Raw genomic sequence first — 11,474 nt, 5'->3', positions numbered from 1 at the left:
ATGTGCGGATGTGCGACGATCGGCCGCATGAGCACTTCGGGAGCACGCCGCGTCGGCCGGCCGCGCGCCGCTCAGCGGCCGGACAGCGGACTCGCGCCGCGGGCCGAACTCCTGTCGGCCGCGGCCGAGTTGTTCACGACCAAGGGGTACGCGGCGACCACCACGCGCGCCGTCGCCGAGCGGGCCGGGATGCGGCAGGCGACCATGTACCACTACGTCTCCGGCAAGGAGGAGCTGCTCGCCGCGCTCCTGGAGTCCACCGTCACGCCCTCGCTCACCCTGGCCCGCACCCTGCTCGCCGACACCGGCAGGTCCGCCGAGGAACGGCTCTGGCAGCTGTGCCGCTCCGACGTCGAGCTGCTGTGCGGCGGTCCGTACAACCTCGGCGGGCTCTATCTGCTGCCCGAGGTGCGGACCGAGCGCTTCGCCGGATTTCATGCCGTGCGCGACGAACTGAAGGACGCGTACCGCCAGTTGCTGGCCGACACCGCCGTCGGATCCACCCTCGTCAAGGGTGAACTCGGACTGCGGACCGACCTGTTGTTCGGACTGATCGAAGGTGTCATCCTCGTCCGCCGATCCGATCCGGACCGGTCCGTGGCGGTCTTCGCGGCGGCCACCGCCGACGCGGCGCTGCGTATCGCCGGCGTCTGATTCGTCCCTCGACCCACTCTGACCAGGGCCTGGTCAGGGCCGGTCACCCGGTGCCCGGGCGGGAGTTCGGATGCGCGGACGCCCTCACTCCATGTGTGCGAACGGGCGCTGAGCGTGCAAATGGGCGGAGTGTATTCCTGTCGGCGGGGCGATTTCAGGCCCTTGCTGAATATGACCCGGCGATGATCCGACGGGACTAAGCTCGCCCGCAGCGCGCCGGGTTGAGATGAATTCGGCCGCTTGTTCCCCTGTGCGCCGATGGTTCGCATTGATCCAGGGAAATGACCCAGGGAACGATCCAGGCACGAAAGCATGACGAACCGTCGCAAACTTCCCCGACACGACCGTTCAGAGGGCATACATGGTGAGTGTTCAATCGCCTCCCGGTGGCCGAGAAGTCCCCTACACACGCGTGCTGTTGCTGCCCGCCATGGTCATGGCCGCCGCCACCGGCGCCGCCGTCGCCCTGGTGACGGCGCCCGCCCGCCTCTCCGTCGCCCTGTGCGGCGCCCTCGGCACGCTCCTCGTGGTGGCCGTCGCGGCGGAGGCCGTCCGGCGCGGCCGCATCGTCAAGGGACAGCGCGCCCAATACGCCCAGCACGTGGCGGAGTTGGAAACCCGTATCACCGCCCAGGAGCACCGCACGATGCGGGTCGCCAAGGAGGTGCTGCCGCACGCCCTGTACCGGCTGCGCACCGGCAGCAACCCCCGCGACGCCGTCACGGGCGTCTGCGATTCCGAGCCCGCCTTCCGTGACGTCACCCAGGGCGAGCGCGAACTGCTCTTCGCCTGCCTCAAGGAGATCGACCGCGAGGAGGCCGCGAACGACGCGGCGCAGCGCGCGTTCGTCTCCGTCGCCCGCCGCGTCCAGGCCATCGTGCACAAGCAGGCCCAGGAACTCCGCGAGATGGAGGAGGACCACGGCCGCAACCCCGAGGTCTTCGACGACCTCCTGCGCATCGACCACGGCACCGCGCTGATCGGCCGCCTCGCCGACTCCGTCACCGTCCTCGGCGGCGCCCGGCCGGGCCGCCAGTGGCCTCAGCCGGTCAAGCTCTACAGCGTGCTGCGCGGCGCCATGTCGCGCATCCTGGAGTACCCGCGCATCGAACTGCAGGCCATCTGCGACGTCGCCATCAAGGGCGTCTCCGTCGAACCGGTCATCCACGCCTGCGCGGAGATCCTCGACAACGCCACCCGGTACTCGCCGCCGTCGACCAAGGTGCACGTCACCGCGTTCGAGGTGCAGACCGGTGTCGCCATCGAGATCGAGGACGCCGGCGTCAGCCTCAGCGAGGAGCAGCGCGCCAGGGTCGAGCGGATGCTGGACCGCGCCAAGGCCGGCATCGACCTCAACGACCTCGGCGAGAACCCGCGCCTCGGCCTGTCCATCGTCGGCCGGCTCTGCTCCATGTACGACATGCAGATCTCGCTGCGCCAGTCCGCGTACGGCGGCGTGCGCGCCGTCCTCATCGTGCCGCGCGACATGATGAGCACCGCGCCCGCGCCCGGCCTGGCCCACGGCATCGGCGCCACCGCGGTGCCCCGCGTCGACCACAACGGCGTACCGATCCAGGAAGAGCCGCGGCTGAAGAAGACGCGCCGTCCCACCACGGGCCCGCGCCCCTCCGCTCCGCTCGTCGCGATGGAGGACGACGTTCCGGTGGTCACCGAATGGCGGGCCAACGGACTCCCGCAGCGCCGCAGGAAGTACGACACGAAGATCATCGAGGACCAGATCATCGTGACGCCGCGCAACCCGGACCTCTCCGTGCCGCCGCCCGAGGCCCAGGCGCCGGCCACCGTCCCCACCCCGGCCGTGGAGCCGGAGCACGACAAGCCCGCGCAGCCCGAACCCGGCCTGTGGGTGGAGGCGTTCATGAACGGGCTGAAGCCGGACCCGGAATCCGGTGACGGCACGGAGAAGCCGCACGACGACGCGTACAACCAGCAGGTCGACGAGGGAGACCGTCAGTGATCCAGCAACGCGCCAACTTCGACTGGATGCTCAAGGAACTCGCCGAGAGTGTGGCGAACATCCACCAGGTGGTGGTCCTCTCCGCCGACGGACTGCGCATCGCCCGGTACGGCGGCGACCCCGACGCCGCCGACCGCATCGCCGCCGCCTGCGCCGGACTCCAGTCGCTCGCCTCGGCCGTGGCCACCGAGATCCCCCAGTCCAGCGGCAAGATGAACATGGTCATCATCGAGGTCGACGGCGGCTTCTTCTATCTGATGGCCGCGGGCAAGGGCGCGTACCTCGCCGTCCTCGCCGACCAGTACGTCGACGCCGGAATGATCAGCCATCAGATGCGTGATCTGGTCATCCGGATCGGCGCCCATCTGACCAGTCCTCCGCGGCGCAACGGGCAGACCGTATGACTCCACCACCCCAGCCCCCGTTCCGAGAACCGCCACCGCAGCGTGAGCGGCGCGCCAAGGACCCCAAGGATCCCGAGCGGCTCTACGTCATCACCGGCGGCACCGACGGCACCGAGCGCGCCCCGCTCGACCTGGTCACCCTGATCGTGGCGCGCACCGAACCGAAACCGTCGTCGTCGCCGGAGCAGGCGGCCGTCTTACGGATGTGCCGGACGCCCCTGTCCACGGCCGAGATCTCGGCCTACCTCAATCTGCCGTTCAGCGTGGTCACCGTGCTGCTCGGCGAACTCCTCGCGGCCGAACAGGTCCAGTCGCGCGCACCGGTCATCCGGAACGCGACCGCGGACCGTTCCCTCCTCGAAGCGGTGATGCATGGACTACAGAAGCTCTGAGAACGCGGCCGCCACCGAGGTCGCCCTCGGCGGCGTGCACATCCCCGGACCGCGGGCCGAGGACCGGATGCCCGAGACGGTCTCCTCGGCCGTCAAGATCGTCATCGTCGGCGGGTTCGGGGTCGGCAAGACCACGATGGTCGGCTCGGTCAGCGAGATCCGCCCGCTCACCACCGAAGAGACCATGACGCAGGCGGGCATCGGCGTCGACGACAACTACGGCTCGGAGACCAAGACGGCCACCACCGTCGCCATGGACTTCGGCCGCATCCGCATCACCGACGAACTCGTGCTGTACCTGTTCGGGACGCCGGGCCAGGAGCGGTTCTGGTTCCTGTGGAACGGCCTGTTCGAGGGCGCGCTCGGGGCCGTCGTACTGATCGACACCCGCCGCCTGGAGGTCAGCTTCGACGTGATCGGCCGCCTGGAGGAGCGCGGCGTGCCGTTCGTGATCGCCAACAACGCCTTCCCCGACGGGCCGCGCTACCCCAGCGACGAACTGCGCAGCGCCCTCGACCTGGACGCGCACGTACCGATCATCGAGTGCGACGCCCGCCGCCGGGCCTCCAGCCGGGACGTGCTGCTGACTCTCATGCGCTATCTGCACGAGATGGCGCTGCACCACGCCTGAGCCCGAACTCCCGCCCGACACCGCCACGTTCACCAATCGACCGGAGCGATCCCGTGACGCCCCCTCCCTCCAGCCCCGCCAGTCCCTCTGGCCCCTCCCAGTCACCCGCCGGGTACGACGAACCCGGCACCTACGGCGACGTCCCGCCGCCCGGCTGTCCCGCGCACGCCCTCGGTGCCGGCGGACTGCGCCGGCTCTACGGTCCCGAGGCCGACGCCGACATCCCGGGCCTGTACGAGAAGCTGCGCGCCGAGCACGGCCCGGTCGCCCCGGCGCTGATCCACGAGGACGTCCCCGTGTGGGCGGTGCTCGGGCACGCCGAGAACCTCCAGATGGTCCGCAGCACGTCCCACTTCACCCGGGACGCCCGCAACTGGACGCCGATGAAGGACGGCACGTTCAAGCCCACCCACCCGCTCGCCCCGGTCATCAACTGGCAGCCCATGGCGTCCTTCGTCGAGGGCGCCGAGCACGCCCGGCTGCGCGGCGCCGTCACCACGGCCATGGAGACCATCGAGGCGCGCAGCCTGCGCCGCGCCATCAACAAGGCCACCCAGGAGATCATCAACCGCTTCTGCGAGCGCGGCACCTGCGACGTCGTCAGCGAGTTCGCCGAGCATCTGCCGATGATGGTGATGCTGGAGATCATCGGCGCGCCCGATGCGTACAGCGAGCGGATCGTGCAGGCGGCCCGCGACATGCTCAAGGGCACCGAGACCGCGATCGCCAGCAACGAATACATCATGGGCGTCCTGTTCGACGTCACGGCCCGGCGCCGGGCCCACCCGATCGAGGACGACTTCACCAGCGGCCTGATCACCGACCCGGCCGCGCTGACCGACGAGGAGGTCGCGCACCACCTGCGGCTCGTGCTCCTCGCCGCGTACGAGTCGACGGCCAACCTCATCGCGAACGTGCTGCGCGTCGTCCTCACCGACCCGCGCTTCCGGGCCCAGCTCAACGGCGGGCAGATGACGGTGCCCGAGGCGGTCGAGCAGTCCCTGTGGGACGAGCCGCCGTTCAGCGCCATGATCGGCTACTTCGCCAAGGTCGACACCGAGCTGGGCGGGCAGCACATCCGCGCGGGCGACGGCCTGATCCTGGGCATCCAGCCGGGCAACGTCTGCCCGGTGGTGCGCCCCGAGCCGGGCGCCCACATGATGGGCAACCGCTCCCACCTCGCGTTCAGCGGGGGGCCGCACGAGTGCCCGGGGCAGGACATCGGCCGCGCCATCGCCGAGATCGGCGTCGACGCCTTCCTGATGAGGCTGCCCGACGCCGAACTCTCCGTGGACGAGGGCCAGTTGACGTGGCGCTCGTCGATCCTGTCGCGGCACCTGGTCGCGCTGCCGGTGGAGTTCACGCCGCGGGCCCAGCAGGAGGTCACCGGCAAACCCAGCATCACCCCGCCGCGCGCCCCCGACTGGGAGGTCTCGTCGTCGGCCCCGCAGGCCGCCGCGCCCGCGCCCGCCGCGGCGCCCGCGCCCGCCCCCGCGCCTGCGGCCCCCGCGCCGCCGGAACCGCAGCGCGGGCCCGGCGCCTGGCAGCGGTTCCTGCGGTGGTGGCGCGGTTACTGACCGGCGCCGGCGTGGGCCCAGGTCTCGTACGAGGCCCACGCCTCCAGGGCGCGAGCGCTGACGAACCGGTGCTCGCGCCCGGTCACCGGGTCCCTGAACTCCAGTGAGCGCGCGAGGAGTTGCAGCGGCCGGCGGAAGTCGTCGGGCGCCACGGGGCCGGTGACCACCGGATACAGCGGGTCGCCGAGGATCGGCAGGCCGAGGCTGTTCATGTGGACGCGCAACTGGTGCGTGCGCCCGGTGTGCGGAGCCAGCCGGTAGAGCCCCAACCCGTCCTTGTGGCCGGTGAGCCGGACCTCGCTCTCGGCGTTCGGCTCGCCGCCGGGGACCTCCTGGGCGGTGAGCACCCCGCGCTCCTTCTCGATCCGGCTGCGCAGGGTCACGGGCAGCGGCACCCGCGGATCGTACGCGGCGACCGCCTCGTACTCCTTGGTCACCAGCCGGTCCCGGAACAGCGTCTGGTAGCGGCCGCGCTCCTGCGGCCGTACGACGAACAGGACGAGCCCCGCCGTCAGCCGGTCGAGCCGGTGCGCGGGTCCGAGCTCCGGGATCCCCAGGTCCCGGCGCAGCCGGGCGAGCGCGGTCTCGCGGACATGGCTGCCGCGCGGTGTCGTCGCCAGGAAGTGCGGCTTGTCGACGACCACGATGTGCTCGTCGCGGTGGACGACGTCGAGGGGGAACGGCACCGGGATCTCGGGCGCGAGCTCGCGGTGGAACCAGACATGGCCGCCAGGCTCGTACGGGGTGGTGGCGGTGACCGCGCTGCCGTCCGCCCGCACGATCCGGCCCTCGGCGATCATCGCGTCGATCACCCCGTCCCCGGCGGCGAGCCGCTCCACCAGGTGGTCACGGACGCTGTCCCACCGCCCGGCACCGTCGAGCGGCAGTCGCACCCGCACCGGGTCGACGCCGTCGCGCTGGGGGAGCGGGGCGGGTGGGGTGCGGGGCTTTCGGCGTGTCATCAGGGCACAGAGTACGGGGGTGCGGGCGCCGCGGCCCTGGCAGGATGAGGCCATGCCTTCCTTGGTCACGCCGGTGCTGCCCGCGGGAACGCTGTCCGGGCGCCCGCAGCCGACACTGCCCGCGGGGGCGGGACTGACCCTGCGGCCCTGGGCCGAGCCGGACGCCCCCGCCGTGCACACCGCGTTCCGCGACCCGACGATCCAGCAGTGGCACTCGCGCAGGACCGCGTCGCCGGACGAGGCCCGGGAGCTGATCCGCGGCTGGCGTGCCGCCTGGGCGGGAGAGGTCGACGCCCACTGGGCCGTGGCGGACGCCGCGACGGACGACGTGCTCGGCCGGATCTCCCTGCGCGAGACGCTGCTCGCCGGCGGCCTCACGCAGGTGGCCTACTGGACGCTGCCCGCGGCCCGTGGACGAGGGGTCGCGCCCCGTGCGGTCGAGGCGCTGACCCGGTGGGCCTTCGACGAGATCGGCTTCCATCGCATCGAGCTCAACCACGCGGTGAGCAACGGCAGTTCGTGCCGGGTGGCGCTCAAGTGCGGCTTCGCGGCGGAGGGCACCGCACGGAGCGCGCTGCTGCACCGGGACGGCTGGCACGACATGCACCGGCACGCCCGGGTGCGCAGCGATCCCGCTCCCGGGGCGGGCGCCTGACGGGTCCGCCCCGGGTCTCAGGCGGGTGAGCCGGCCGGCTCCGGGCGGGCGCCGGCACGGGACCGCCGGTGCCATCGGAACGCGGCTCCGGCCGCCACGGTGAGCAGCACGAACAGCACCGTGAACCACTGGAGGTACCAGGTGCCGCCCGCGGGGTCGTACACCGCGGCGCGCGGCCACGCCAGGTTGACGGTCATGAACAGGCCGTAGAGCAGGGCGAGGACGTTCACGGGCAGGCCCCAGCGTCCCAGCGAGAAGAGCGGGCGGCCCGACTCGTCGGTGCCGTCGGTGGTGGCGCCCCGGTACTGGCCGCGCAGCCGGCGCACCAGCATCGGCCCGGTCACCATCGCGTAGGCCAGGTACAGCATCACGATGCAGGTCGTGCCGATGGCCAGGAACGCGTCCGGCGAGGCGAAGTTCAGCAGGAGCAGCGCCGCCGCGAGGCCGCCGACGACCAGGGCCGGGCCGGTCGGCATGCCGGTGCGCGGGCTGACCCGGGACAGTGCGCGGGAACCGGGCAGCACGCCGTCGCGGGCCATCGAGAAGAGCATCCGGCAGGCCGCCGTCTGGATGGCGAGGGTCGCCACCGCGATGGCCACCGCCACGTCGGCGAGCAGCACCCGGCCGACCCCGTCGCCGAGGCTGCTGGTCAGGACGTAGCTCAGCCCTTCGGTGGCGAGCCGGCCGTCGGTCAGGCTCGGCGCGGCGAGGATGCCGCCGAGCACGAGCAGCCCGCCGATGAGGCCCGCGGCGCCGAGCGCGGTGAGGATCGTACGGGGCGCGGTGCGGCGCGGATGGCGGGTCTCCTCGCTCATCTCGCCCGCGCTGTCGAAGCCGATGAGGACGTACGCGGCCGTGAGCGACCCCGTCAGCACGGCGGCGAGCAGCCCGGACTGCCCGGCCGCGCCCGTGTGGAAGGTGATGCCGGGCGAGCGCTCGGAGTGGGTGAGGAGCAGCACCACGATGAGCAGCGCGCCGGCGATCTCGGCCGTGACGCCGACCCGGTTGATCCACGACATCACGCGGTTGTCGACGACGTTCACCAGTGTCGTCAGGGCCAGCAGCACCACCCCGAGGACCGCCGCGTTGGCCGCGCCGGTGGGCGAGGTGGGTGTGGCGTCGCCGCCCATGAACTGGAAGCCGGACCACAGCGGCGGCAGCACCATCTGCAGGGCGAGCGCCGCGGCCGCGACCACCACGATCTGACCGGTCACCATGATCCAGCCGGCGAACCAGCCGAACGACGGTGTCGACAGGCGCGACGACCACTGGTAGATCGCGCCCGAGATCGGGTAGCGGGCGGCGAGTTCGGCGAAGCACGCGGCGACGAGCAACTGCCCGACGAGCACGGCGGGCCAGGTCCAGAAGAAGACCGGGCCGCCGAACGCGTACCCCACGGCGAAGAACTGGAAGACGGTCGTCAGGACCGAGATGAAGGAGAAGCCCGCGGCGAACGACGCGTACCGGCCGAGGCTGCGGTGCAGCTCCTGCCGGTAGCCGAACTGGCTGAGGGAGGTGTCGTCGGGGGAGGTGCCGCCGGGCGCGGTGCGGTCGGGCGGGATCTGGTCGGGCGGGGCGGTCGTGGTCACGGGCGCAGCACCTGCCTGCCTGGAGGGGGCCGTCATTCCTGCCGGAATTCCTGTCGGGCGACAGAAATTAGGGGCGCCCCGTTTCGTCGGCGTGACGCGGTCGTGTCACGACGGCGCCCAACTCCTCACTCGGACGGCCGGGGGGAAACGGCCGAGGAACAGCCCGTGCCGGTGGGGGGAGGTGCCCGATGAGCAGGGCGACCCTCACCCGGACCTGGTACATGACGCAGCGTCAGCTCATGGTGTTCGTGCGCCGGCCCGCGTATCTGCTGATCACCCTGATCCAGCCGGTGGTCCGGCTGTTCCTCTTCGGCAACCTCTATGCCCGGCTGGATGCGGCACATCGCCGACTTCGATCCGCTCAACTGGGCGATGGTGGCCGGGCGTTCGGCGATGTCGCCGCACCCGGACCGGTCGGACGTGCTGACGCGCGGCGGGGGACTGCCAGCTCTGGCGGTCGTGGCCGTGTGGCCGTCGATCCGCGCGCCGCGCTCGTACCGGAAGAGCGTGTGGCCGCGACGGTGTGCGGCGACGCACGTGCGGGGCGCCCCGAAAGGCGCCCCGCACAGGTGCCGCCGTGTCGTCAGGCGCTCGCCGGAGCCTCCTGCTCGGCCTCCACCTGCGCGTTCCAGTCGCGCTTCGAGGCCTGCCAGCCGTCCTCGTTGTGCCCGAGCCGCCAGTACCCGGAGATCGACAGGTCCTCGCGCGGGATCGCGCGGTCGACCCGCAGATGACGGCGCAGCTCCTTCACGAAGCCGGCCTCGCCGTGCACGAAGGCATGCGGCCGGCCCTCGGGGAAGTCGAGCCCGGTCACGGCCGCGATCAGCGCCTGCCCGACGGGGCGGCCCGCCCGGTGCAGCCACGTGATCCCGACCGGGGTGTCGACCTTCTGCTCCTCCTCGGGGCCCTCGACCTCGATGAAGGCGTGCGCCTTCGTGCCTTCCGGCAGGGTCTCCAGGGCGGCCGCGATGGCGGGCAGGGCGCTCTCGTCACCGGCGAACAGCTGCCAGTCGGCGGTGAGGTCGGGGCGGTAGGCGCCGCCCGGCCCCATGAAACGGACCGTCTCACCGGGCCGCACGGCCGCCGACCACGGGCCCGCGAGGCCCTCGTCCCCGTGGATCACGAAGTCGAGGGTCAGCTCGCGCGCGGCCGGGTCCCAGGCGCGCACGGTGTACGTACGCGTCACGGGCCACTGCTCGCGCGGCAGTTCCTCGCGGATGCGGCCCAAGTCGAAGGGCTCCTCGTACGTGACCCCGGCGGGTGCGAACAGGAGCTTCACGTAGTGGTCGGTGTACTCCAGTTCGGCAGGGAAGTCCGCGAGGCCGTCCCCGCCGAGCACCACCCGCTGCATATGGGGCGTCAGCCGCTCCGTGCGCACGACCTGCGCGGAACGTGCCTTGCGGGGCGGGCGTGCGCCGGGACGCTCAGCCATGTACGGCCTCCTCGATCCACTGCTGATCACAATTACTTAGGTATACCTAAGCTAACACCTCATTCCGAGAGTGTGCCGAGGAGGCGGTGCAAAGAACCTCCCAAGCCCCAGCGGGCCCCCAACTCCTCGACCGCCGCCGGGTCGTGCGGCGTACGGGGCAGCGCGGCGTCCACGTCCGGCAGCGGGACGTCGTGCGCGACCCGCACCACCTTCGGCGCCACCGCCAGGTACGGGCGCGACTCGTCGAGCCGCTTGCGCTGGGTCGGCGTCAGCTTGGACGTCGGGTCGTCGACGGCGGCCATGATCCCGGCCAGGTCCCCGAACTGCGCGAGCAGCTTCGCGGCCGTCTTCTCGCCGATGCCGGGCACGCCCGGCAGGCCGTCGCTGGGGTCGCCGCGCAGCAGCGCCATGTCCGCGTAGCCGGAGCCGTCCACCCCGTACTTCTCGCGCAGCAGGTCCTCGTCCGTGATCTGCAGCGTGCCGACGCCCTTGATCGGGTAGAGCACGCGCCGCTCCAGCTTGTCGTCGACGAGCTGGAACAGGTCGCGGTCGCCGGTGACGATGTCCACCGGTCCCGTCGCCCGCCCGGTGAACGTGCCGATCACGTCGTCCGCCTCGTACTCCGCGACGCCCACGCGCGCGATGCCCACCGCGTCGAGCACCGCCTCGATGACCGGGACCTGCGGCGAGAGGGTGTCGGGGATCTCCTCCTCGTCCGGCGTCCCGGCCGCCGTCTCCTCGGCGACCCGGTGAGCCTTGTACGAGGGGATCAGGTCCACGCGCCACTGCGGGCGCCAGTCCGCGTCCATGCACGCCACCAGATGGGTGGGGTGGTGGTCGTGGACGAGGCGGGTGATGAATTCGAGCAGCCCCCGTACCGCGTTGACCGGCGTGCCGTCCGGGGCCTTCACGGAGTCCGGCACCCCGAAGTAGGCGCGGAAGTACAGGGACGCGGTGTCGAGCAGCATCAGGCGCTGGGGTTCTTGGGTCACCTTCCGCATGATGCCGCACACCACTGACAGTCACCCTCTGTGACCTGGACCACTCCTGTGTTTGATTCGCATAAGGCCGGGCAGGCGCCGACCCGGAGCGGACCCGGTCCCACTTTCAACTAGTGAACGGTTGAGGAGAGACCGGTCTGGCGGGCGGACCCCGCACCGCTCCACGGCCCGCCGGCGGGGGAGGCGGGCCGTCCTGTTT

11 protein-coding genes are annotated in these 11,474 nt (G+C 71.8%); 7 read left to right on the top strand and 4 right to left on the bottom strand.

Annotation, left to right across the window (positions count from 1 at the left end; genetic code table 11):
* Window positions 1-27 precede the first annotated feature (27 nt).
* From J3486_RS10925 to J3486_RS10900, 6 genes are all read left to right on the top strand, one after another.
* A complete protein-coding gene (locus J3486_RS10925) occupies window positions 28-654 on the top strand; it encodes a TetR/AcrR family transcriptional regulator (protein ID WP_207820009.1) in 627 nt (208 codons plus the stop codon).
* Window positions 655-1,015: 361 nt separating this feature from the next.
* Complete coding sequence (locus J3486_RS10920; RefSeq protein ID WP_229377826.1) at window positions 1,016-2,632, top strand: sensor histidine kinase KdpD; 1,617 nt, start codon at window positions 1,016-1,018, stop codon at window positions 2,630-2,632.
* A complete protein-coding gene (locus J3486_RS10915; protein ID WP_207820007.1) occupies window positions 2,629-3,036 on the top strand; it encodes a roadblock/LC7 domain-containing protein in 408 nt (135 codons plus the stop codon). Before J3486_RS10920 ends, J3486_RS10915 begins: the two co-directional genes overlap by 4 nt.
* A complete protein-coding gene (locus J3486_RS10910; protein ID WP_207820006.1) occupies window positions 3,033-3,428 on the top strand; it encodes a DUF742 domain-containing protein in 396 nt (131 codons plus the stop codon). The genes J3486_RS10915 and J3486_RS10910 overlap by 4 nt, the downstream gene beginning before the upstream one ends.
* Window positions 3,409-4,059, top strand: a complete 651-nt coding sequence (locus J3486_RS10905; protein ID WP_229377825.1) for an ATP/GTP-binding protein — start codon at window positions 3,409-3,411, stop codon at window positions 4,057-4,059. The genes J3486_RS10910 and J3486_RS10905 overlap by 20 nt, the downstream gene beginning before the upstream one ends.
* Before the next feature lie 53 nt (window positions 4,060-4,112).
* Window positions 4,113-5,636: a cytochrome P450 gene (locus J3486_RS10900; protein ID WP_207820005.1), complete on the top strand. Its 1,524-nt coding sequence runs from the start codon at window positions 4,113-4,115 to the stop codon at window positions 5,634-5,636.
* On the opposite strand, the gene J3486_RS10895 is transcribed toward J3486_RS10900, so the two are convergent.
* Window positions 5,630-6,598, bottom strand: a complete 969-nt coding sequence (locus tag J3486_RS10895; RefSeq protein WP_207820004.1) for an RluA family pseudouridine synthase — start codon at window positions 6,596-6,598, stop codon at window positions 5,630-5,632. The genes J3486_RS10900 and J3486_RS10895 overlap by 7 nt on opposite strands.
* A 52-nt stretch (window positions 6,599-6,650) precedes the next feature.
* On the opposite strand from J3486_RS10895, the gene J3486_RS10890 reads away from it, so the two are divergent.
* Window positions 6,651-7,253 (top strand): GNAT family N-acetyltransferase, encoded by a 603-nt coding sequence (locus J3486_RS10890; protein WP_207820003.1) that lies wholly within the window; start codon window positions 6,651-6,653, stop codon window positions 7,251-7,253.
* Window positions 7,254-7,270: 17 nt separating this feature from the next.
* Here the strand turns inward: J3486_RS10890 and J3486_RS10885 are convergent, their stop codons facing one another.
* The 3 genes from J3486_RS10885 to J3486_RS10875 all read right to left on the bottom strand — a co-directional run bounded on the left by J3486_RS10885 (window position 7,271) and on the right by J3486_RS10875 (window position 11,275).
* Window positions 7,271-8,842, bottom strand: a complete 1,572-nt coding sequence (locus J3486_RS10885; protein ID WP_207820002.1) for an amino acid permease — start codon at window positions 8,840-8,842, stop codon at window positions 7,271-7,273.
* 583 nt (window positions 8,843-9,425) lie between these two features.
* Complete coding sequence (locus J3486_RS10880; protein ID WP_207820001.1) at window positions 9,426-10,274, bottom strand: siderophore-interacting protein; 849 nt, start codon at window positions 10,272-10,274, stop codon at window positions 9,426-9,428.
* Between the two features lie 59 nt (window positions 10,275-10,333).
* Window positions 10,334-11,275, bottom strand: coding sequence for a 5'-3' exonuclease (locus J3486_RS10875; RefSeq protein ID WP_207820000.1), 942 nt, complete (start codon window positions 11,273-11,275; stop codon window positions 10,334-10,336).
* Window positions 11,276-11,474 lie beyond the last annotated feature (199 nt).

The sequence above is a fragment of the Streptomyces sp. VRA16 Mangrove soil genome (genome assembly GCF_017377775.1).
Lineage (GTDB): Bacteria > Actinomycetota > Actinomycetes > Streptomycetales > Streptomycetaceae > Streptomyces.
Note: the sequence above shows the minus strand (reverse complement) of the source record. Positions and strands in the feature narration are given on the sequence as shown.